General features: G+C 68.1%; 17 protein-coding genes and 1 pseudogene. 8 read left to right on the top strand and 10 right to left on the bottom strand.

The window, feature by feature from the left end:
• Nucleotides 1–12: 12 nt before the first annotated feature.
• From ACVBD7_RS22585 to ACVBD7_RS22575, 3 genes are read right to left on the bottom strand one after another with little or no spacing between them, the layout of a single operon-like run.
• Nucleotides 13–1,461, bottom strand: a complete 1,449-nt coding sequence (locus ACVBD7_RS22585; protein WP_458097779.1) for an NAD-dependent succinate-semialdehyde dehydrogenase — start codon at nt 1,459–1,461, stop codon at nt 13–15.
• A complete protein-coding gene (locus tag ACVBD7_RS22580) occupies nt 1,458–3,530 on the bottom strand; it encodes an acetate--CoA ligase family protein (RefSeq protein ID WP_458097778.1) in 2,073 nt (690 codons plus the stop codon). The genes ACVBD7_RS22585 and ACVBD7_RS22580 overlap by 4 nt, the downstream gene beginning before the upstream one ends.
• A 4-nt stretch (nt 3,531–3,534) precedes the next feature.
• A complete protein-coding gene (locus ACVBD7_RS22575) occupies nt 3,535–4,716 on the bottom strand; it encodes an acyl-CoA dehydrogenase family protein (protein WP_458097777.1) in 1,182 nt (393 codons plus the stop codon).
• 143 nt (nt 4,717–4,859) lie between these two features.
• On the opposite strand from ACVBD7_RS22575, the gene ACVBD7_RS22570 reads away from it, so the two are divergent.
• The 4 genes from ACVBD7_RS22570 (at nt 4,860) to ACVBD7_RS22555 (ending at nt 8,112) form a co-directional block, all read left to right on the top strand.
• Nucleotides 4,860–5,765 (top strand): LysR substrate-binding domain-containing protein, encoded by a 906-nt coding sequence (locus ACVBD7_RS22570; RefSeq protein WP_458097776.1) that lies wholly within the window; start codon nt 4,860–4,862, stop codon nt 5,763–5,765.
• Nucleotides 5,766–6,182: 417 nt separating this feature from the next.
• A complete protein-coding gene (locus tag ACVBD7_RS22565; protein ID WP_458097775.1) occupies nt 6,183–6,929 on the top strand; it encodes a class I SAM-dependent methyltransferase in 747 nt (248 codons plus the stop codon).
• Nucleotides 6,887–7,663 (top strand): DUF7168 domain-containing protein, encoded by a 777-nt coding sequence (locus tag ACVBD7_RS22560; protein ID WP_458098349.1) that lies wholly within the window; start codon nt 6,887–6,889, stop codon nt 7,661–7,663. The genes ACVBD7_RS22565 and ACVBD7_RS22560 overlap by 43 nt, the downstream gene beginning before the upstream one ends.
• Nucleotides 7,660–8,112: a hypothetical protein gene (locus ACVBD7_RS22555; RefSeq protein WP_458097774.1), complete on the top strand. Its 453-nt coding sequence runs from the start codon at nt 7,660–7,662 to the stop codon at nt 8,110–8,112. Before ACVBD7_RS22560 ends, ACVBD7_RS22555 begins: the two co-directional genes overlap by 4 nt.
• A gap of 80 nt (nt 8,113–8,192) precedes the next feature.
• Here ACVBD7_RS22555 and ACVBD7_RS22550 read toward each other — a convergent pair whose 3' ends face one another.
• The 3 genes from ACVBD7_RS22550 to ACVBD7_RS22540 all read right to left on the bottom strand — a co-directional run bounded on the left by ACVBD7_RS22550 (nt 8,193) and on the right by ACVBD7_RS22540 (nt 12,028).
• Nucleotides 8,193–9,194 (bottom strand): Bug family tripartite tricarboxylate transporter substrate binding protein, encoded by a 1,002-nt coding sequence (locus tag ACVBD7_RS22550; protein ID WP_458097773.1) that lies wholly within the window; start codon nt 9,192–9,194, stop codon nt 8,193–8,195.
• Nucleotides 9,195–9,319: 125 nt separating this feature from the next.
• Nucleotides 9,320–11,545 carry a molybdopterin cofactor-binding domain-containing protein gene (locus ACVBD7_RS22545; RefSeq protein WP_458097772.1) on the bottom strand — a complete coding sequence of 742 codons (2,226 nt, stop codon included), beginning with the start codon at nt 11,543–11,545 and terminating at the stop codon, nt 9,320–9,322.
• Nucleotides 11,546–11,557: 12 nt separating this feature from the next.
• Nucleotides 11,558–12,028: a (2Fe-2S)-binding protein gene (locus ACVBD7_RS22540; RefSeq protein ID WP_458097771.1), complete on the bottom strand. Its 471-nt coding sequence runs from the start codon at nt 12,026–12,028 to the stop codon at nt 11,558–11,560.
• Between the two features lie 290 nt (nt 12,029–12,318).
• Between ACVBD7_RS22540 and ACVBD7_RS22535 the strand changes: the two genes are divergently transcribed.
• Nucleotides 12,319–12,624 carry a hypothetical protein gene (locus tag ACVBD7_RS22535; protein WP_458097770.1) on the top strand — a complete coding sequence of 102 codons (306 nt, stop codon included), beginning with the start codon at nt 12,319–12,321 and terminating at the stop codon, nt 12,622–12,624.
• A 180-nt stretch (nt 12,625–12,804) separates the two neighbouring features.
• Here ACVBD7_RS22535 and ACVBD7_RS22530 read toward each other — a convergent pair whose 3' ends face one another.
• Complete coding sequence (locus tag ACVBD7_RS22530; RefSeq protein ID WP_458097769.1) at nt 12,805–14,721, bottom strand: DEAD/DEAH box helicase; 1,917 nt, start codon at nt 14,719–14,721, stop codon at nt 12,805–12,807.
• A gap of 1,031 nt (nt 14,722–15,752) precedes the next feature.
• Here ACVBD7_RS22530 and ACVBD7_RS22525 point away from each other — a divergent pair.
• The 3 genes and pseudogenes from ACVBD7_RS22525 to ACVBD7_RS22515 form a co-directional block, all read left to right on the top strand.
• A complete protein-coding gene (locus ACVBD7_RS22525; RefSeq protein WP_458097768.1) occupies nt 15,753–16,811 on the top strand; it encodes an alanine racemase in 1,059 nt (352 codons plus the stop codon).
• A complete protein-coding gene (locus ACVBD7_RS22520) occupies nt 16,808–17,284 on the top strand; it encodes a RidA family protein (RefSeq protein ID WP_458097767.1) in 477 nt (158 codons plus the stop codon). The genes ACVBD7_RS22525 and ACVBD7_RS22520 overlap by 4 nt, the downstream gene beginning before the upstream one ends.
• Before the next feature lie 325 nt (nt 17,285–17,609).
• Nucleotides 17,610–17,804: pseudogene (locus tag ACVBD7_RS22515) on the top strand (OmpA family protein); the annotation flags it as partial.
• Nucleotides 17,805–18,078: 274 nt separating this feature from the next.
• On the opposite strand, the gene ACVBD7_RS22510 reads toward ACVBD7_RS22515, so the two are convergent.
• The 3 genes from ACVBD7_RS22510 to ACVBD7_RS22500 all read right to left on the bottom strand — a co-directional run.
• Nucleotides 18,079–19,488: a hypothetical protein gene (locus ACVBD7_RS22510; protein WP_458097766.1), complete on the bottom strand. Its 1,410-nt coding sequence runs from the start codon at nt 19,486–19,488 to the stop codon at nt 18,079–18,081.
• Between the two features lie 176 nt (nt 19,489–19,664).
• Complete coding sequence (locus ACVBD7_RS22505) at nt 19,665–19,820, bottom strand: hypothetical protein (RefSeq protein ID WP_458097765.1); 156 nt, start codon at nt 19,818–19,820, stop codon at nt 19,665–19,667.
• Nucleotides 19,756–21,493, bottom strand: a 1,738-nt coding sequence (locus ACVBD7_RS22500; protein WP_458097764.1) for an amino acid ABC transporter ATP-binding/permease protein, incomplete at its 5' end; no start/stop codon positions are given. The genes ACVBD7_RS22500 and ACVBD7_RS22505, both read right to left, overlap by 65 nt.

The following is a 21,493-nucleotide window of genomic DNA, read 5'->3' as shown; positions in this document are numbered from 1 at the left end:
CGCTGCGGCCTTTCAGGCCTGCAGCACGCACTTCACTGATTGAAAGGCGTCGAGACCTTCGATGCCGCCTTCCTGGCCAAGGCCGCTCTCCTTCCAGCCGCCAAAGGGCGACTCAGGGAGGGAGGCGCGCCACGAGTTCACCGCCACGTTCCCGGCCTCGATGCCGTCCGCGAGGCGGTTCGCCACCGCTCCGTCCCGTGCCATGACGTAGCTGGCCAGCCCGAGCGGCAGGCGATTGGCGAGGGCCAGCGCTTCCTCGACCGAGCCGATGGGGCGGAGCAGGGCAAGCGGTCCGAAGGGTTCGACATTGGCGGCAAGGCAGTCCTCGCGCGCGTCGTCCAGCACGGTGGGGTTCCAGAAGAAGCCCGGCAACTGCGGTGCTGTACCGCCTGCCGCGACGGTCACACCGCGCGAGCGGGCTTCCTCGGTCAGCTCCATCATCGCGTCGACTCGCCGCGCATTCGCCAGCGGTCCCATCTGCGCTGCGTCGTCGAAACCGCCGCCGACACGGATCGACTTGGCTGCAGCGACGAAACCATCGCGGAAGCGGTCATAGACTCGTTCGTGCACGTAGAAGCGGGTCGGCGAGGTGCAGACCTGGCCCCCGTTGCGGAACTTGGCCGCGCTGGACGCCCTCACTACCGCGTCCACGTCCACGTCGTCCCACACGATCGCGGGCGCATGCCCTCCCAACTCCAGAGTCGAACGTTTCATCCCGGACAGCGCGAGGGCGGCGATCTTCTTGCCGACGCCGACAGAGCCGGTGAAGGTGACGCCGCGGATGACGGGATCCTCGATCAGGCGCTGCGAGATCCAGGCGGGGTCGCCGAAGACGACGCTGACCAGCCCCGGAGGAAGACCGGCATCCAAGAGGCACTGCGCGATGGCGAGCGCCGTGGCCGGGCTCTCCTCCGAGGCCTTGAGGATCACAGGGCATCCCGCCGCGAGCGCCCCCGACAGTTTCCGGACAGGTGTGATCGCCGGCGCGTTCCAGGACGCAAAGGCGGCAATCGGCCCCAGGGGCGAGCGCAGGACGAGGCGACGCTCGCCCGCCGCGCCGCCGGGGAGCACCCGGCCATAGGCGCGCTCGCCCTCACTCGCATTCCACTCGAAGATGGCGGCGGCTGTCTCGACCTCACCGAGAGCCTCACCGTAGGGCTTGCCCATCTCCAACGTGATGAGAGTGGCGATGGCCGTGCGCCGCTCGCGCAGCAGGGTGGCCGCGGCGCGGATGGTGCGGCCGCGGGCTGCGGGTGCGGTGTCACGCCATGCGGGAAAGGCCCTTGCCGCGGTGTCGAGCGCCTCGGCCAAGTCGGACTCCGTCGCGTGCGGGACCTCGCCAAGGACCTCGCCGGTCGCAGGATTGAGAATGGGCTCGGCGTTCCGCGCCCCCTCCACGCTGCGGCCGGCAATGATCAGGCGCGGGCGGGGATAGGCGAGGTCGAGGTGACGCGCATTCACGGGCTTCTTCCCTCCAGGCGGATCACAGCGTCCACGGCGAGGACCCCGTGCCCTTCCTCCAGCACCATCAGCGGGTTGATCTCGCACTCCGCGACGTCTCCACGCTCCGCGAGACGCGACAGGGTGACGATGACGGAGGCCAGCGCCTCCGTGTCGCCGCGCGGCTTGCCGCGGTAACCCTCCAGCGCGCGGAGTGCACGAACCTCGGCGATCATCTCCCGCGCCCCATCGTGGTCCACGGGCGCCAGCCGAACGCTCCGGTCTCGGTAGATCTCCGTCATGATCCCGCCCGCGGCGAGCAGGATGACCGGCCCCACCTGCGGGTCGCGGCGATAGCCCACCAGTACCTCGCCCAGGGGCTTCGTCATGGCCTGCACCAGCACTCGGTCCACGCCGAGAGCGGGGCGGTGGGCCGTAACGTTCTCCACGATGCGGTTGGCCGCCTCCGCCAGCGCGGCGTCGGCTGCCACGCCGAGCACGACGCCGCCCAGGTCTGTCTTGTGGAGGATGTCGGCGTGCAGAACCTTCACGACCACAGGATAGGGAAATGGCAGCGGTTCCCGGCCCGCTTCGGCCGCCAGCAGCGCAACACAGGGTGCGTGCGGCACGCCGAGATCGGCGAGGAGTTTGTAAGCCTCGGCCTCGTCCAGCATCCGCGCCTCCCCGACGGCAGGGGCGGGAAGAGTGGCAGCGGGCCGGGGCTCGCGGCGGGCAAAGGCGGCGGCGATGGCGTCAGCGCAGGCCTCCGGGGTGCGGAAGGCGGGCACGCCGGCCTCGGCCAGCATGGCGAGAGCCTGTGGCGCCTCCGGCACGCAGAATGAGGCGAGATGGGCCCCGCCCTTCGCCGCCTCGGATACCGGCTGGACGACCAGCTCCGGCTGGAAGCGGGATGAGGAACCGGCGACCGCGACCACAAGGTCGTATTCCGGGGCGGCGAGCAGCGCGCCAAGGGCAGCGCCCATCACCTCCGGCTTCACGCCGGCAAGGGTCAGGTCGAGGATGCGGCCGTGGCCGGGGTCGATCCCGGCAACCAGCAGCCTTGCCCGTGTGGCCTCAGCCGGGCCTTCCACGGAGACCCCGCGAATGCCCAGCCCATCCACCACCATGGCCGCGCCACCGCCGGTTGTGGTCACCACGCCCACCACGGGCTTGCGCGCGCCCGTTTTGCGGATCGGCACGCGACGCATCAGGGCCGGCGCCTCCAACAGGCCTTCCAGGGTATCGACGCGCGCGATACCGCAGTCCCGCAAAAAGGCGTCCGCTACGTCGTCCTCTCCGGCCAGGGCGCCGGTGTGGGAGACGGCGAGCTCGGCGGCCTCCGGGCTACGGCCGAGCTTGTACGCAACGACCGGCTTGCCGCGCTCGGCGGCACCGCGGGCGAACTCGCGCAATGCGCTGGCGCCTCGCAGTGTCTCAAGGAAGAGGAGGTAGGATGTGATGCTCGGGTCGTCGAGAGTCGCGGCGCAGATGGAGCCGAGATCGAGATCCACCTCCGCCCCAACCGAGACGAGCCCCGCGAAGCCTAGACCCCTCCCCCGCCCGCGCGAGAGGATGGCGCCGATCATACTGCCGCTCTGGGAGGCAACGAAGGCCCCGCCCACTGGAAGGTCGGGCTCGGCGAAGGCGGCGTTGGCCGTCAGCACCATGCGGTGGTGCAGGTTAACGAGGCCGATGCTGTTGGGACCCAGCAGGCGCGTTTTCGTCTCGCGCAGGCTCGCGCGCAGCGCGTCCTCACGCGCCGCGCCCGCAGCGCCCGCCTCCGAGAAGCCTCCCGCAAGCACGGTCACCGCCGGGATGTCCAGGCGGGCGCACTCGGCCACTGCCTCCATGGCGCCCTCGGTGGGCAACAGGATGAAGGCGTGGTCGGGGCGCTGTGGCAGGGCGGAGAGGGTGGGGAAGGCTCGCTCGCCCATCACCGTCTCGCGGCGAGCAATCGGGTAGACGGTGCCCCCGTATCCGCCACCACGAAGGAAGCGCAGCGGACGTGAGGCAGTCTTGGTGACGTCGTCGGAGGCACCGACGATGGCGATGCTGCGCGGGGAGAGCAGGGCGACGGGCGCGGCGCGCATGGCCTTATTCCGCCGCCCTGTCCATGGTCGGCGAGGGCTTCGGTGGACGCTGGGAGAAGCGGCGGCCGAACACCTCTTCGGCCAGGCGGTTCTTCATCATCTCGATGGAGCCGCCCGCGATCATCCAGCCGCGGCAGCGGCGCATGCAATACTCCACCAGCGACTCCTCGGAGAAGCCGGTACCTCCCATGATCTGCATCGCCTCGTTGGCCGCGTCGAACCCGGCCTGGTTGCAGGCGAGCTTTGCAAGCGTGGTCTCATAAGGTGAGGGAAGGCCGCGATCGGCGTTGACCGCGGCGCGGTAGAGCAGGAGCTGTGCGCCCTCCAGCTTCAGCGCCATCTCCGCGAACTTCCACTGGATGCCCTGGAACTCGGACAGGGTGCGGCCGAACTGGCGGCGCGTCTCCGCGTGCTCCTTCGCGCGCTCGAAGGCAAAGCGACCTACCGCCAGGGAGCGCGCGGTATTGCCGATCCGCTCGGCGTTGAAGGCAGAGATCTGCTTCTTGAAGCCCCCGGGGCCGAGGAGGAGGTTCTCCGCCGGGACGCGGCAATCCTCGAAGTAGAGGGTGCTCCACTCCTCGCCGTTCAGGAAGCGCGAGGGCTGGCCCACGGTGAAGCCCGGCGTGCCGCGCTCGATCAGGACGGAGCCGATCCCTTCGAGCCCGGGACCGAAACGGAGATAGATGAGATAGAGCGAGGCCTCGGCGCTGTGCGTGCCGAAGACCTTGGACCCGTTGACGACGTAGTGGTCGCCGTCCAGCCGAGCCGTCGTCCGAAGCTCCGTCGCGGCCGATCCCGCCTCCGGCTCGCTCATCCCGAGCGAGATGGCATTCCTGCCCGTCAGAAGGTCCGGCAGCCACTTCGCTTTCTGCTCTGGCGTGGCGTACTCGGCGAAGGTGCGGATAGGGCCGAAATTGCCGGCCTGCACCACATCCGCGCTGCGCGGGCAGACAGAGGCCACCGCCTCGATCGCAAGCACCGCGTCCATCAGCGTGCCGCCCTGCCCGCCATCCTTCTCCGGGATGGTGATGCCCAGAAGACCCTGGCCAGCCATCAGCTGCGCCACGTCATAGGGGAAGCCAGGCGTGTGCGCGCGCTGCAGCGCGCCGGCAGCAAGATGCTCCTCGGCAAACCGGCGCACACTGTCGGCAAAGATGCGCTGGTCCTCAGTCAGGTTGAAATCCATGCGCACCGTCTCCCGCCCAAAATCTTTTCCGTGTGGGCCGGGATGCTGCGGCAGGTCAGTAGGATCCGGTAGCCACTGCTCTTTATGCCAACATGAGATTTTGTTATGTCTGAAGGATGCTTCAATGGAATCAGAGGGGTTCGATGACCGCGCCAGTGCCCCCGTTCAACCCACTGCATGTCTTCACCGTGGCCGCTCGCCTCGGCAGCTTCACGCAGGCGGCGGATCTGCTCGGTGTCTCCCAGGCGGCTGTCAGTCGCCAGATCGCGGTGCTGGAAGGATATCTCGGCACACAGCTCTTTCAGCGCCAGCGGCGCGGCGCCGCGCTGACTCCGGAAGGTCAGATGCTGTATGGGGAGCTGGGGCCGGCATTCGAGCGGATAGCAGTGGCGACGGAGCGGGTCCGGCGGGAGGCACGGGCGGCGCCGCTGCGATTACGGGTCTACAACACCTTCGCCGCCAAGTGGCTCCTGCCCCGTCTTCACCGCTTCGAGGCCGCGCATCCCGGCATTGCGGTAAGGCTAAGCCACGTCGTCGCACCCGTGAACTTCCGGCGCGACCCAGTAGACCTCGCCATCCAGCTCGGTGATGGCCACTGGTCTGGACTGGAAGCGCGCCTGCTGCTGCCCGACATCCTTCAGCCCGTGTGCAGCCCCCGTCTCCTCGAAGCCGGGCCGCCGCTGTGCGGGCCCGACGACCTGGCGGGACGCCGCATGCTTGTCTCCCGCTACCGCCGCGACGACTGGCGCGATTGGCTCGCTGGGATCGGGCGCCTGGACCTTCTGCAGGAGGGAATGGAGTTCACCAGTTCTGTGCTGACCTACCAGGCGGCGATGGAAGGGTTAGGCGTGGCGATAGGGCAGATGCCATTGCTGGGTCAGGATATCCGGGCTGGGCTGCTCGTGCCGCTCTTCGACCTGCCGGTAAGGCGTGTCCTGGCCTATCACGCCGTCTGGCCCGCCGAGCGCCCGCCCGACCGCAAGGCGCAGGCCTTCCTCGATTGGCTTTCCATGGAGGTCGAGGCAGGAGAAGCGGGCGGGATGGCCTGACCCGATCTTCCCGCTTCGGGCCGCCACGCGCACCGGCAGCCTCGCTGTGCCTCACGATGTTCGTCGAGAGATCTAGATCACAGGGGAGGTTGGGGAGCCCCTGCCTTCCCCGCCAGGGGGCGTCTGCTTGGCTTGGTCGGACGCTGGTGATCAGGCGCTTCCTCCACCGCCGGAACTCCTCTGCGTTGGACGTACCGGCTTTCCACCAACCCGCGCGTCCCGCCGCCGATAACGCTCCCTCCCAGCGCGGCCGTCAGCAGCTTCGCGTCGACAGCCACCGGCAGTCCCGCCTCCACCCGAATGGCGCGGCGCGCATCGATGGTGAGGGAGGTGGCATCGGGTGGCCACAACGCCCCGTGCTCACACGGCCCGGGGAGTGCCCTTGCGACGGTATGTCGAGGGGCCACCTAGCCGGGTATGCCTCACGTTCTGACGACGCGCCTTGCTCTCGGTCTGGTTCTGCTCTCGGCTATTCCTGGCTGCGGGAGCCAAGCGGCGGAGGTTGGCCCGCTGGGTCCGCCCGGGGTAGCGGCCGGTCGCTTCGCCAGCCCGGTTCGGCCGGTTGCGCCGGTGGTCTCAGACCGTTGGCGAGCGGAAGACGAACGGGAGCGCGTCGGAGAGGCGGCGCGGGTGATCGCGTGGCTGGGGATCCGCCCCGGCATGACTGTGGCCGACCTGGGAGCGGGGTCGGGCTATTACACGACGCGTCTGTCGGCGCAGGTGGGGCCGGAAGGACGAGTGCTCGCGCAAGACGTTGTGCCCAGCTACCTCGCCCGCCTCCGCGATCGTGTGGTGCGGGCCGGTCTGATCAATGTGTCGGTGGGGCTGGGCGAGGCGGGCGATCCGCGATTGCCCCCGCGGTCCATGGACGTGGCGTTGCTGATTCACATGTATCACGAGATCGAGCAACCCTTTGCACTGCTCGCCAACCTCGTCCCGGCGCTCCGCCCTGGGGGACGGGTCGGCATTCTGGACGTGGATGACGCGACGGAGCGGCACGGGACGCCGCGGGCGCTGCTGGCCTGCGAGTTGAGCGCCGCTGGATACCGGCAGGTGGCCTTCCACTGGTTGCTGGAGCAGCCACCGCGCTCCGAGTACTTGGCAGTTTTCGAACCGCCAGTATCGGCACCGTCGCCGGAGACCATTCGCCCCTGCCAGCCATAGCCGATGTTCTGAGCCAAAGCCATGAACGCGAGCGGGTCAAGGCACGCATCCGGGCACTCGCCGCGCGCACGACCTCCAACGGCTGCACCGAAGCCGAGGCGCTAGCGGCGGCGGAGATGGTCGGCCGCCTGCTCGAACGTTTCGCACTCACCATGGCGGAGGTGGACCTTCGGGCCGAGCCCTGCGTCGAGTGTGAGGTCCCCCTTCCCGGCCGCCGGCGCCGCCCGATTGACGGTTGCGTGCCCGCAATCGCGCGCTTCTGCGACTGCCGGGTGTGGCTCTCCGCCGACGAGGGAAAGCCGCGATACGTCTTCTTCGGCTTCGAGCCGGACGTGGTGCTCGCCACCTACCTGTACGCCGTTATCGAGCGCGCCATGGCCCAGGAGGTCGGCGCCTTCCGCGCCCGCTCGCCGCAGCTCCGCGGACCGGACCTGCGTGCCGCCTGCACGAGCTTCGGGCGCGGCATGGCAGGACGCCTAGATGAGCGGCTCGGGGCCATGCATCAGGCCCGGAATGAGGCAGTGTCTGCGCAGCAGCCGACGGGGACCGCCCTCATGGTCGTCAAGGCCAGCGTGGTGGAGGAAGCCTTCCGGACGGCCAAGATCAGGCTCGTCAGAGCCAGGGGGGCCGCCTTTCACGAGGACGGCGCTTACCGCCAGGGTTACGCCGCCGGAGATGGTGTCCCCCTCGACCGGCCCCTTACCGGCGCAAGAAGCGGCCTGCTCGATCCGTGAAGCCACGCGATGCCCAGCGCGCCCGCGTCTATGCGTGGGAGGAGGAGGCCGTCGTGCCGCACGGCCAAGCCCCGATACCGTTTACGGCGGTTCAGGGCATGGTCGATGCCATATGGGTGGAAATTGGCCTGCGCTGGCCGCCCAAGGTCGAGCCACTACCGCCCCAGGCCCGGCGTCTCCAGGGCACCGGGTCGAGGCTTGTCTTGCGGCTGCCGGATCCCGTCCCCGCCTTCCTGCTTTTTCACGAGCTCGCGCACGCGCTGAGCAGCAGCGCCGACGGCAAAACCGATGGCCACGGTCCGCGCTTCGTCGGCCTCTACCTACAACTCCTCACCCGCTACCTCCGCCTCCCGGAGAATGAGTTGCTGCGGGCGCTTGAGGAGCAACGTGTTGTGGTTGATCGCGCGGCCGTACCAGCCTTTCTGGCCGACGCTCGCCCAAGCAGCTGACGAATGTACACGGCCGGTCATCACGGCTCTGTCCTGAAGGCGGAGCCACCAAGCTGCACGAAAAGGCCGGACGCTCCGTGTTACTCCGCCCGTATGTTGGCGGACCGGATGATCGGAATCCATCGCTCCGCCTCGGCACGCACGAACTCCGAGAAGGCGTCCGGCGTTCCGCCCACGAACTCCGCACCCTGCGTTCGAACGAGCGTATCCCGGACATCCGGCCTCGCCAGGATCGCGTTGAACACCGCGTTGACCCGCGCGGTCAGCTCGGGCGGCATGCCGGCCGGGCCGGTGATGCCGTGCCAAGTGGTTGCCTGAAAGTCGGGGATGGTCGCCGCGATCGGTGGCACGCCCGGTAGGGCAGCGATGGGGGTGAGGTTGGCGACCGCGAGTGCCTTCACCTTCCCCTCCTGGATGAACGGCATCGCCGACGAGACGGAGATGACGGCCCAGTCCGTCTCGCCCTGGACGAGGGAGCGCATCACCTCGGAGCCGCTACGGTACTGCACCGGCTCCGACCTAAACCCAGCACGGGACAGGAAGAGTTCGTCGGCAAGGTGGGTCGGATGCCCGACGGAGGGTGCAGAGTAGGTCAGCGGTCGCGACCGCGACTTCCCTAGGGTTACGAGCCCAGCCGTGTCGGCCACCCCAAGATCCTGACGCGTGACGAGGACGAGAGGCAGATTTACGAGGTGGATGATGGGTGTGAAGGCGCGCGCCGGGTCGTAGGAGAGGGCGGGGATCAACTCCTTCCCAACGGCGTTCGGCCCCATGTCGGCCACCATCAGCGTGTAGCCGTCCGGCCGCGCGCTCACGACAACGCCACCGCCAATTGTCCCGCCGCCGCCGGAGCGGTTTTCGACGACCATCGAGCCGCCGCCCGCAGTCTCCGCGAAGGGCTGGGCGATCACCCGCGCCAGCGTATCGGCCGCACCGCCGGGACCGAAAGGCACCACCAGCCGAACCGGCCGGCTCGGCCATGCGCCCTGCGCCCCCGCCGGGCTGGCAGCGATCAACCCTGCCGCTCCGAGGCCGAGCAGCCCGCCCAGGCTGCGCCGCGTGGTCATCCTGGTCACATTCATGTCCTTCTCGAAATCCTTTCAAGCCGCCGCCCGCCCGGACGGCGGGCATCCACGTCGCGCTGGTGTGCAAGGCACACCTCGCGCCCGGTCTCGCCGAGGGTGGCGAGGCCGGCGCGGGGCCGCTCTCAGGGGAGCGGCATACGTGCAGCACCGCTCAGCGCCGCCTTCACCCGCTCCGGCGTGAAGGGCGCGCGCCGTAACCGCGCCCCGGTCGCGTCGAAAATCGCGTTCCCGAACGCCGGCGCGACCACGGCGGCGGCCGGCTCCCCCGCCCCCCACATCGGCTGGTCCGGCCGGTCGAGGATCTCCACCGTGATCCGTGGGACCTCGGGGAAGGTGATCAGCGGGTAGGTGGCCCAGTCCAGGGTCGTGATGCGGTTCCCCTCCCAAGCAATCTCCTCGCGCAGGCAGCGAGAGAGTGTCTGCACCACGCAGCCCTCGGCCTGTTGCCGGACGCCGTCGGGGTTGATCACCTGCCCGCAATCCTGGGCGATCCAGGCGTCCGTCGCCCGAGCCTCGCCCGTATCTGTATTCACCTCCGCCGCGATGACGCAGGCGACGTAGGTGCGCGCGTTGTCGTAGCGGATGTAGGCGATCCCGCGCCCTCGCCGGATCGGCCCCTGCCCGTCTCCGCCCCTCGGCGATGGCCGTTCCTCCCAGCCGGAGACGCGCGCGGCCGCCTCGATCACCGCCCGTCCGCGAGGATCGGAGAGGTGTTCGAGCCGGAATCGCACGGGGTCCTTGCCCGCCGCGGCCGCGAGCTCGTCTGTGAAGCCCTCCACCGAGAAGCAGTTCTGGACCCGTCCCGGCGTGCGGATCCAGGAGGGTCGGAACGGCGTTTCGGCGATGCGATGGGCCACGGTCCGCGCGGCCGGTATGCCGTCGTAGGGTGGATTGGAGTTCGCGTGCCAGTTTCCCGCGCCTGGTGCGCCGCCATCCTCGCGGTCGAGCGCCACGGAAGCCGTGGTGCGAAGGAGGGTGACCGTGGAGTGCGGCACCCAGCTCTCCGAGTCCCAAGCCGAGATGCGCCCCTCCGCGTCGAGGCCTCCCTTGAGGTCGATCACGACGGGCGGTGCCTTCGGCTCGGAACCGTGCTCGTCGTGGCGCATCCACTGCAGGCGGACCGCGCGCGGCGCCAGTTCCATGGCGAGCACCGCGCATTCCGCGGCAGCGTCCTCCAGCCCGTTCCGGCCGAAGCAGCCGGAGGAGTGCCGGTAAACAACCCGCACGGCCTCGTCCGCGAGGCCGACCAGGCGCGCGATCTGGGCGCGCAGGTCGAAGGGCGCCTGGCTGCCCGAATGCACGGTCAATCGCCCGCCCTCGTACTGGGCCACGGCGCAGGAGGGGCCGATCGTGCCGTGGGTCTGGACGGCGAAGGCATAGGTCGCCTCCAGCTTCGTGGCGGCCTGCGTCAGCGCCGTCTCCGGGTTGCCGCGGTTCACCGTGGTATCGGCTCGGACGATCGGCGTCCTTCGCGCGACGTCGTACACCTCTTCCATGGACGGGATCGCCTTGCCCTCGCTCCAGCCCACCTTCAGGTCGCGCGCCGCGCGCACGGCGTCCCACTCGCGGTCCGCCACAACCGCGAGCACGCCGCCGCGCCGGACGATGCGGGCGGGGATGCCGGCGATAGAGGCCTCGTCGACCTCCAGCGGCGTCGCGCCGACACCGGGCGCGTGGACCACGCGCGCGTGAAGCATGCCGGGCAGGCGGAGGTTGTGGATGTAGTCGCCGCCGCCGGTGAGCTTGCCCAGCAGGTCCGGGCGCGGCAGCGGGCGCCCGGCAACGTTCCAGGCGGCACGGTCCTTCACACGCGCTTTCGGGTCGATGACGAGGTCGAGGCGGCGCCCGCCGAGGAGCTCGGCATAGGTGACCCGGCGATCCGGCGCCGCGGCGACGCGGACCGCGCCTTCCGCGGTCTCGACAAGGTCCGGAGCGACGCCAAGCAGCTCCGCCCCCATGCGGGCGAGTGCTGCACGGGCGGTTGCGGCAGCCAGGCGCAGGCGCGGCCCCACCACCTGGAGCGTGACGGAGCCGGCCGTCACTCCGTGGTCGGCCGAGCGGTCCGTATCCGCCAGCGGGATGTCCACCAACTCGAAGGGATGGTCGAGCTCCTCAGCCACGATCTGGGCGAGGGAGGTGCGGATGCCCTGGCCGAACTCCGTCTTGCTCGTCAGCACCGTGCAGCGGCCGTCCGCGCCGATGGAGAGCAGCCCGCCGACATCGGTCGCCGGAGGATCGGCGAGGTTGGTGGGCGCGGTTGCGGCTCCGGCCTTTCGGCCCAGCCTGAGCGCGACGAAGAGGCCGCAGGCGGCGGCGAGAAGGGTGCGGCGGGGGAGGATCGCGTTCATGGCCTGCTCCCCTCACCCGGCCATTGCGGCGGCTGCACGCTGTACCGCGGCGATCATGCGGTTGTGGCCGCCGCAGCGGCAGAGATTCTGCGCCAGCGCCTGGCGGATGTCCTCCTCGCTAGGCCGGCGGTTCTGCGCCAGCAGGTCGGCGGACTGCATGATCATGCCGTTGGTGCAGTACCCGCACTGGCCCGCCCCCTCCGCAAGGAAGGCGGCCTGGATCGGGTGCGGGGCCTGAGGCGTGCCGAGCCCTTCGAGTGTGACCACGCTCTGCCCCTCCGCACTCGCAGCGGGATAGGAGCAGGACCTGACTGCCTGGCCGTCGATCAGTACCGTGCAGGCCCCGCACTGGGCGAGGCCGCAGCCGAAGCGAGGCCCGTTGAGCAGGAAGGGCTCCTCGCGCAGGAGATAGAGCAAAGGCATGTCATCGGAAGCCGGCTCGGCCTTCACGGACTTGCCGTTGAGGGTAAAGCGGATGCTCATCCCGGACGCTCCCATGAGCCCCTTTTGGCGGGGTCTCTGTTGATTATCGAACGAGCATAGCGACACCGTCCAGAACCGCACGTTTTAATCCTGGCGGACGCGGTCGTGCTCTGCCCGCTTGGCTAGACCGCCTGCACGCTCGCCGCGGGTTCCGACACCGTCCTCCCGCGCTGAGACTTCGAGGGCGCAACCGATTTCAGCAGGAGAGCCTGATCCGCACGGTGCGACACGGCCCGGAGCAGTCTACCCTGGTCTAGCCACCTGCGGTTCGCCAACCTACCTGCTGGAGCATGTCCCGCTCCCCTTCGGCCGACCTGGCCCCCCTCATCAAGCTCCTGCAGGCCGGCGTCCCGCCTGTCCGCGCTGCAACCGAACTCGATCGTGTGCTGGCGATCTGGAAGGCCGAACTGAAGGACGACGACGAGCAACTGCAGGAACGGCTTTCGGGCTTGGCGGAGCAGATGACGACGGGGATCGAGGAGATGCACGAAGGCATTGCCGAGGCGAGCGACAAAGGAAAGCCCACCCTGCGACGAATACTGGCGACCCATGAAGCGGTCCTGGACGGAGTGCGGAAGGCTCAGGGGGGAGCCTAGAAGGATCCCGGTCCTGCCGCGCGTCACGTGGTGCAACCATCCGGTCTGTCAGCGCCCCTAAAGGCAGCCTGGCGAAAGGCGCGGCCCTCCGCCCAGGCAAGCACCGCCTGACGTCGCACGCCTGGCATGAGGCCGGGGCACGACGGCAGCGACCGGAAGCGGAGTCTCGGTCAGGCGGGATCACCGCTCCATCGGCGTCTGACGGTCGGTTCGGGCGACGCGCCTCCCCACCGGAGGCCGCCATTCCTGGCGCTTCCTGACCGACCACGCGTATCGTGGATCGTCATCGAGGAGTTGAAGGTGCTCCGAGAGGCGGTTGCGCTCCATCCAGCCGATCGCGGCCTGCAGCTCCGCCAAGCTCATCTGTGCGCGACTCTTGTTACCGGTGACGCGCTTCAGGCAGGCGTTGTAGCGGTGGTAGAGGCCCGGCCCGGCCACACCGGCCCGGGGGCCAGTACGGCCCGCCTCGTCCTCGACGGCCTGGACGGCCACCATCTCTCCCAGGCGCGCTCGGAGCCGTCTCTCGACGGCCGACGGCGTCTCCATCATGTCCCCCTGCGCCTCCTCCTGTTCCGGGCGGCGCATCGCGAGCTCCGGGCCTGGGCGAAGGGTGTGGAAGCGCATGCCGAGCGCGTTCGACACCAGCGGTACGATGCCCTCCTTGGGCGGTGGCAGCTGGTCGAGCAGCCAGCCCGGCAACCTCGCAGGGCGGCCCGTCGGCTTCGGCCTCCGCGCCAACGTGCCCTGCTCCATCTCCATCCTTCGACGGAACTGACCAAAGAGCGGGTCGTCGGGATGGAAGACGAGCGCGCGCTGGGTCTCGTAGGGACCGGCGTTCGGGTCCACGCGGGTCGCCCGCGCGACCATCTGCTCGAGCCAGGGCCTGGACCGGATGTGCGTCAGTGCTGCCACAACGGCCACCTCGGGCGCATCGAGCCCCTCGTAGGCCATCGCCACCGTCACGAGGATCGACGGTTCGGCCCGTAGCCGGAAAGCCGCCAGCACCTCGTGGGCGCGTGGCGTGTCTGACGTTGCGAGCTGGGCCACCTCCTGCGCCTGGCTGGCCGGGATCCACCGGCGAACGATCTCGAGGTACTGCTTGGCCGTCGACTGGTCCGGCGCCACCACCAGCATCTTACCAAGGCCCCGCGCGGCAACGCCGGCCGGCAGACCCCGTGCGAGCCGACGCTTGGCCCGGAGATCGCGCACTGCGACGAACGCCTCCCTGAGCAGCGCCTCCGCGAAGCCGGTCCTCAGCGCGGTGAAGAGGGCGGGGCGCGTCGTCTCTGTCGGATGGAGTGCGGCCAGCCGGTGCGGACCGCTCTCCACGTCCTCCTCGCGCCAACTGGCTTCGCCATCGAGGGCGCCGAAGACGACTGGGATCACGGCCTTCTCCGCCAGGGCTTGGGCGCGAGAGTAGCCGACCACCGCCCAGCCCTCCGCATCCAGCTCGACCTCGCGCGTGCGGACCCTCGGGCCTCTCCGATAGGGAAGCCACAGGATGCCGCGCCCGTCCGCGCGCTCCAGCGTACCGGAGAGCAGCAGCCGCACGGACGATGTCTCCAGGAGGGGAAGAATAGCCCGGGACCATGCGCTGGCCTGATCCTCCCCGCCCTCAGCAACCTGGGCGGCCGCCTCCGGGTCAGTTTCTGCCAGCGCCGGCAGGTGGTGCATCTCGTCAATAACCAGAAGGGTGCGACGGCGGCTGAACTCGGCCAAGTGGAGGTCCGGGGCCGCCGCGACCGCCTGGTAGGTCGTCACGTAGCCCGCCAGCCCCCGGCTGGGATCGGGAGTGTTGTCCGCCGCGCGGACCGAGAGGTTGTGGCCCAGTTCCGCCCGCCAGGCGGGGTCCGCGAAGGCCTCCTCCGCCTGCAGGCGCAGGCTGTCCCGGGGCACGATCCAGCAAATGCGCTCGACGATACCAGCAGCGATCAGCGACGTCGCCGCGAGCACAGGAAGCAGCGACTTGCCACCGCCGGGCGTGACGGCAGCGAGGATGTCGCGCGCCTCGACTTCGCCAGCCGCGATTGCCCGAACGACGCCAACCAGTTGCGCTTGGTGGGAGCGGAGGATGCGGTGCGACAGCGGCTTACCCATTGACAAGGAGCAGGAGGAACACCTTGATTCTCTTGGATTCTGATGTCCACCCCTGCAAGTAAAAGAAAGTATCGCAATAAACCGCAGATAGCATTTACCCAGAGCAGCGCCCCTAGGTCCGGCACTCACCAGTTAGGCGATGGCAAGACAGATAGGAGGCGGCTGGACACCGCCAGCGCAGACTGGCCGCAGAAGCTCACCGCCTCGTTCGAGGTACACTTTCATCTAGACTGGCTGAATCTCGTGCTCGGCAGTTTCGTCCCGCAGCAAAGAAGGACCGTTCTCGAAGGTGTTTCTCCCTCGTCACATTGCAGGTGCCTTAAGTAGCCAGCACGGTCCGGGTGAGGATGTCATCGCGGATCGCACAGGCGACTACGGTCGCGGTCGGCAACCCCGTCCGGGTCTCAGTTATGTCGAAAAGGACTCGTCGAGCGAGAGCGGCTCAACCGGCTAAGTGTACTCGTAAAATGCATCCTGGAACTGGGCCGATATCCGCCGGCAGCAATCAAAGAGCATCTATCTAGGCACGATGAGCGGGCTTGTTTTTAAGGCTGTCTGGGGAGACGTCACGACCGCAAGTCGATTAATCAAGGTGTTGAAGCGGTCGATACCCGTCGGTTCACCACGTCCCACCTGCCCGGCTCGTACAGCGCAGCATACAAGTTCATGCTGCTTGCAATCGACGAGCTCGAGAAAGCTCATACGCGCGGTTTGATGGTCCCTCATACGACCGGCGCGGCCGTTCTTGCCTTCTGACGTGAGCGATTGCACGCGCGCTCTGCTCGAGCCGACATGCGAGCCTTAATAGCGGAGCAACGACGCCTCGGAGAGCAGCACCGTGAGATGCTTCGAAAGCTCGTCGCAATGAGGTAGCGAACACGCGAGCGCGCTCGGCTAAGCGGGAATGATCTGACCGAAGCTGGCGGTATGTCCCCGTCTACATGTATCGTGACAGTCACTGGGTTGTGGTAGCACAATCCATCTGCTCAGCAGCAAGTGCAACTATTCGCATGATAAAGGTGACCAGAGCTTTGGACATTGCTTCCCTGGACACTCCAGTGCCCGTGGTGGACCTCGGAATTGCCGAGCGCAACATGGCGCGCATGCAGGCTTATGCGGACGCGCACGGCTTGGCTCTGTGGCCCCATATCAAAACACACAAGTTGCCGGCGCTGGCGCGGCGGCAGGTGGAGTTGGGCGCGCGGGGCATCACCTGCCAGAAGCTTGGCGAGGCCGAGGTGATGGCCGATGGCGGGCTGGAAGACATCTTTATCAGTTACCCGTTAATCGGGTCGTCGAAAGCGGAGCGGCTGGCCGCTCTTGCCGCACGAGTGCGGATGCGCGTGGCCGTAGACAGCGAGCAGGCCCTCGCCACGGCAGCGCGGGCCGCGCGACACGGCCACAGCATCGGCGTGGTGGTAGAATTCGACAGCGGCGCCCGGCGGACCGGCGTCACGAGCGTGGAGGCGGCGGTGGCACTGGCCCGTGCCGTCGTGGCGGAGCCCGGGCTGCGCTTCGACGGGCTGATGACGTATCCCACCACCCCCGCGACAGCGGCCTTCCTGGCGGAGGCCTTACCGCAACTACGGGCGGAGGGAATTGAGGCGCCCGTACTGTCCGGCGGCGGGACGCCCCAGGCTATGAGTACGCACAGCACCGCTCCCGTGAACGAGCTGCGCGTCGGCACTTATATCTACAATGACCGCATGATGGTTGCGGCCGGTGCGGCGACGTTGGAGGATTGCGCGCTGACGCTGCACGTCACGGTCATCAGCCGGCCGGAGCCGAACCGCGCCATCATCGACGCCGGCACGAAGAGCTTCGCCGCCGACATCATGCCCGCGGGGGTGCAGCTGGGTTATGGTCACATCTTGGAATATGCTGAAGCCCTCATCGATCGGCTGAGCGAGGAGCACGGCATGGTAGACCTTTCGGCTTGCGGCGGCCGGCGGCCGGAGGTGGGGGAAAGGCTGCGCGTGGTGCCCAACCATGTTTGCCCAGTCTCCAACCTGCATGACCGTGTCGCCCTGGTTCGCGATGGCGCCTTCCAGGGCTTCGCGGACGTCGCTGCGCGGGGGCGCACGCTATGACGGGGGGACCTGGTGTCACTGCCGAGGACCGTCTCGCCGCGCTGGGCCACGCGCTCCCCGTTCTTGGTAAGCCGCTGTTCGCCTATGTGCCGTTCAAACGGTTGGGCGACATTGCTTACATCTCCGGACAAGTTCCGCGCCACCCTGACGGTTCCCTGACCACGGGGAAAGTGGGGCACGCGCTGGACCTTCAAGAGGCCCGGAAGGCTGCCGAATTGTGCGCCTTGCACATCCTTTCAGTGGCTCAGGCAGCGGCCGGCAGCTTGGAACGGGTGGAAGTCCTGAAGATCTTTGGCATGGTGAACGCCGTGCCTGACTTCGAGCAGCACCCGCAGGTGATTGACGCCTGCTCCGAGCTGCTATTTTCCGCGCTGGGCGATAACGGGCGCCACGCTCGTTCGGCCATCGGTGTAGGCTCTCTGCCCTCCAACGTACCGGTTGAGATCGAAGCGGTCGTGCGCATCCTCGTCTAGTCGTATGACTGCATCAACAAAAGACGCAGTAAAGTTCATGCCTGCTTGGGCCTATGTACCATGCATGAAGAGCAGCGTTCCGATGAGCCCACTCAAGCTCTGACTGCATTAGCGTCTTCGCGAAATCATCGGCCGTGATTTGCAAGGTGGTTTCCACGCGCTGCAGCGGCCCACGCTGGAACAAGGCTCGGAAGACTACAGCGCTGTTGGAAGGAGCGCTCGTTTTGCCGTGTCGTGATCTGGGATGTGAGCCTGCGTCAGGACCGGCGTCAATCAAGCCCGCTGATGCTGGCCGTGGCACCAGCCTTGCGCTGCCCACGCCCACCGCTCGGGCACGCCTCAGTACAACCATCGCCTGTCGCAGTGCCGCGCCGAGGCGGTTGCCGCCGAGCTCGCCCGCCGCGGCATCGGCCGTGGCCAGATGTCGGTCCAGACGTTCGGGCAGAGCCGCTCGCTGGTCCCGACCGCCGATGGCATGCGCGAGCCGCAGAACCGCCGCGTCGGGATCGTCCTGCGTTAGAAGGATACCCCTGCAGTGGAGGCCCGTGCGCCGGCGCCGCAGGGGTACAAGAGCCAGCCTGCGGCCCCGGTGACCTTGCCTTAAGCGTTGCGAACGAGGAGCAGCGCCGCTTCAGGTCTCTCAGCCGGCGGAGCGGCTGCAGCGGCAGGCAGAGCCAGCAGCGCCGCAAGGAGGAGCTGTCGCATCATGGCGGATGCACGTGACATTGGCGCATCTGACCAGGAGCGAATCTCCCAAACCCGAAGCAGTGACGCCGCGATCTCCAAACTTATGATTAGAACAGGTCACCGAAGCCAGAGCGGGCCTCCGCGGCCCCGAACTGCAAGAAGTGCTGCAGCGGATTGATCCCTGCCGCCTCTACATCTGCATAGGCGGCGAGGTAGGCGCTTGTGTTGAAGTGGCTCGACGGGTCGCGTCCCTCCCGCCAGCCGAACGCATTGAAATGAGCCAGAGGATCGACCCCAGCTGCTACGACATCGAGGTTGTGGCCGCGGTAGAAGTTCGTGTCGAAGAAGGCGTTTGGATTGCGCCCCTCGTCCGATCCGAAGGTCTCAAAATGCGCACGGGCATCCAGGCCGGACGCGGTCACATCCGGGTTGGCCAGCTTGTAGTACAACGGATCGAAGCCATTCTGGACCGTTCCGCTACCAATCGCGGGGAAAGCTCGCCGGCCCTCGGCGTCACCGTTCATCAGGTAATGGCGCAGCGGGTCGATGCCGGCCGCTACAACGTCGGGGTTGAAGCGTGCGTAAAGCGCCGTGTCGAAGGCCGCAGACGGATTGCGCCCCTCACGCCAGCCGTTGATAGCATAATGGTCGAGTGGGTTCGCCTCCGCGTCCCGCACATCCCCATAGGCGTTCAGGTAACCACGCGTGGAGAATAAGGCGTTCGGGTCACGTCCTTCTCGCCAGCCATGTGCGTCGTAATGGGCCCGCACATCTGCATCGGCCAGCGCTACGTCCCGGTAGGTTCCGTCATAAAAGAGGAAGTCGACCAGCGGGTCCGACTGCACGGTGAGTGTCAAATCGGCAAAGCCGATCCGCTCCACCTGCAGCAATGTCACGATCGCCTCTGCAGTCTGCAGTACCAGGCTCGGCGAGCCGTTCGTGCTGCCCTGCCAATGATGTGCCTCCAGCCCGTCCAGCGGTATCGGCATGAGCACCGTGTCCAGCCCACCTCCGATCCGCTCGCGCCCGCCATCCACGATGACGACGCCTCGTTGAGGCTGTGCGCCTTCTGGCAGGACGGAGTAGGCGGTGATGACGTCATTTCCCGGACCACTGAACACATAGCCGGCGCCGGTGACTTCCGCGGTCCCCAGCAGCGGTCCTGACAGGCTGTCTGCGGCATCCGTCCCTACGTTCACGCTGACGGCATCGGACGCGGGCCCTGGCACTCCTGACCGTCCAGAGGGATAGGAGGTCACCACCAAGTCATGCCACCCCGGGTCTAGCGGCACCGCCGAGAAGAAAGCCACATCCAGGAACCAGGTCCCGTCCCCTCGGCTCATATTGGAGGAGAGGGCAGCACCGCCTTGCAATTGGTCGCTCAGTACGACCGTGACGTCGGGATCCGCGGTCCCGGTGAGCGCGAGGCTTCCGGCGGGGGTTGGCGTCCCACCAGGGAGATGCCCGAAATAGGGTGTTACCTGAACGATGCTATTGATCCGAGGCTTGATGCCCATGATCCCCTCCCTGGGGCGCCAGCCTTCTGGCTGGTCATTCCTCACGCAGAGATCCTAGCATGCGAAGAAGCGGGCAGCCGATCGTTTTGCTGTGGCCTCCTCTTTCCTCTTGGCCCCTTCCTGCGACAGAGCGAAGCACAGCAGCGCGGAGGCGATTTCCTCCTCCGCCACCCTGGTCAGGCCGAACTTGCGAGCCAAGACTTGAGCCCGCCAAAGCAGGCGGTCTCGTAGTGCTCGATCGCGTGGGCACAGCTCATGAGAACACCGTCAGCCGCTTCCATGCCGCAGAAGTTCCACAGAAACTCCTGTCTCTCCGCGGTCAGGCCTTCCATGGCTACGCGAGTTCTTCGCCGCCGTCGAACACCGTCGAGCTCCCGGGATGCCTGCACTAGCCATCCGCACGATCGAACCCGACAGGGCTATCGGGCCGGGGCGATGAGTCACGATCAACGCCCCCTGCCCCGTCCTGACCAGGCGGTCCCGCAATCGATTCAGGACTCTATGCTCGGTCGGAAGATCTAGACCTTCCGTCGGCTCGTCCAGCAAGAGCCAAGGTGCGGCGCGAAGATAGGCACGCGCCAACACCAGCCGCCTGCGCTCACCGCCGGAAAGCCGCGCGCCATCCTCACCGATCCAGGCATCCAGCCCACCAGGCAGGTCCGCAACTCGCTCCGCCAATGCCGCATCGCACAGTGCCTCCCATAGCGCCGCCTCCGTCGCCTCCGGCCAAGCGAGCAGCAGGTTGTCACGCACCGTACCTGCAAGCAGGGCCGCGTCCTGCGGTGCATGGGCGAAACATCGGCGCACCCTCTCCGGCGGCAAGGCGGCGAGGTCCACGCCGTCTATACTGATCCGCCCGGGCACCGCGGACCGGAGGGCGAGCAGCGTCTCGATCAGCGTAGTCTTGCCACATCCCGAAGGACCAGTGAGCGCCACTACCGAACCAGGCTGCAGCAAGGCGGCAGGGCAAGCCAGACGGATGACCGGCGGACCCGCAACGGGCGTTCGGGCTGCGATCGGCGGTCTAACAATCTCCAGCACCGCATCCAGCCGCGCCTCGGCCCCCCGCGATGCGCCACGCTGCGCCATCCCGCGCGCGAAGGAAGCCGTGCCATCCAACGTCATCGCTGCGCCCAGCGCTGCCAGGGCGGCCATGGGCAGGGTCTGGTCCGTGGAGACCGCCAGCGCGCCGATGGCCGCCAACCCGGTCGCGACCGCCTGGGCCAAGTCGAACCAGCCCGCGCCCGCAGTCACCGCGGCCTGCGCCGCAAGAAGATCGCCGCTTCGCGCATCGATCCGCTCGGCCGCCCAGCCCTCCGGCCCATAGGCCCGCAGCTCCGGCGCGGCGGAGGCGAGCGTGGCATACGTCTCCTTCAGCCGGCCGGCCGCGCGCAGTGCCTCCCGGCCGGGCGCCTGGAGCCGAGTGGCCAGCCGGTTCGCCACCAGCAGGTATGCGACAACAACCACGCCGGTCCCCAGGGCCGGTGCGGGCCCTGCGAGAAGCAGCAGCGCCACGCCGCTCACGACGGAGGCCACCATGGACCAGCGCGCGGAGAGGCTGACGAAGCGCACTTCCACTGCATTCACGTCCCCAACCAGCCGCGCAGACGCCTCGCCGGTGGAAAGGCCGAGCGCCACGGCGGGCGGTGCGGCCGCCAGGGCGGCGAATAGGGCGGGACGTATCCGGGCCAGGGCACGCAACGCGGCATCATGCCCCACCAAGCGCTCCCCATAGCGGCTGCCCGTGCGCAGGATGGCCAGCAGCCGGATCCCGGCGCTCGGCAGCATGTAGTTGAAGGCGTGGGCCGAGGCCGCCCCGGCAGCGCCCGCCAGGGCGGAAGCCGTGATGAACCAGCCGGAGAGGCCGAGCAGCAGCACGGAAGAGGCGGAGACCGCGGCGGCCGCGATCCCGGCGGCAATGAGCCGGGAGCGCTGGTTCCGGCGCTCGGCCGCGATGAGATGGTGCAGGTGCCCAGTGCGAGAGGACATGGTCAGCCAAGCCTCA

It is taken from the genome of Roseomonas sp. WA12 (assembly GCF_054165765.1).
This window is presented reverse-complemented; position numbering and strand designations above follow the sequence as displayed.

Excerpts from the sequence above, each read along its gene's own strand:
- ACVBD7_RS22565 (WP_458097775.1), top strand. The coding sequence starts at position 6,183 with ATGCCTCACGTTCTGACGACGCGCCTTGCTCTCGGTCTGGTTCTGCTC.
- ACVBD7_RS22540 (WP_458097771.1), bottom strand. The coding sequence starts at position 12,028 with ATGAGCATCCGCTTTACCCTCAACGGCAAGTCCGTGAAGGCCGAGCCG.
- ACVBD7_RS22570 (WP_458097776.1), top strand. The coding sequence starts at position 4,860 with ATGACCGCGCCAGTGCCCCCGTTCAACCCACTGCATGTCTTCACCGTG.
- ACVBD7_RS22545 (WP_458097772.1), bottom strand. The coding sequence starts at position 11,545 with ATGAACGCGATCCTCCCCCGCCGCACCCTTCTCGCCGCCGCCTGCGGC.
- ACVBD7_RS22575 (WP_458097777.1), bottom strand. The coding sequence starts at position 4,716 with ATGGATTTCAACCTGACTGAGGACCAGCGCATCTTTGCCGACAGTGTG.
- ACVBD7_RS22510 (WP_458097766.1), bottom strand. The coding sequence starts at position 19,488 with ATGGGCATCAAGCCTCGGATCAATAGCATCGTTCAGGTAACACCCTAT.
- ACVBD7_RS22550 (WP_458097773.1), bottom strand. The coding sequence starts at position 9,194 with ATGAATGTGACCAGGATGACCACGCGGCGCAGCCTGGGCGGGCTGCTC.
- ACVBD7_RS22505 (WP_458097765.1), bottom strand. The coding sequence starts at position 19,820 with ATGGAAGGCCTGACCGCGGAGAGACAGGAGTTTCTGTGGAACTTCTGC.
- ACVBD7_RS22580 (WP_458097778.1), bottom strand. The coding sequence starts at position 3,530 with ATGCGCGCCGCGCCCGTCGCCCTGCTCTCCCCGCGCAGCATCGCCATC.
- ACVBD7_RS22520 (WP_458097767.1), top strand. The coding sequence starts at position 16,808 with ATGACGGGGGGACCTGGTGTCACTGCCGAGGACCGTCTCGCCGCGCTG.
- ACVBD7_RS22530 (WP_458097769.1), bottom strand. The coding sequence starts at position 14,721 with ATGGGTAAGCCGCTGTCGCACCGCATCCTCCGCTCCCACCAAGCGCAA.
- ACVBD7_RS22535 (WP_458097770.1), top strand. The coding sequence starts at position 12,319 with ATGTCCCGCTCCCCTTCGGCCGACCTGGCCCCCCTCATCAAGCTCCTG.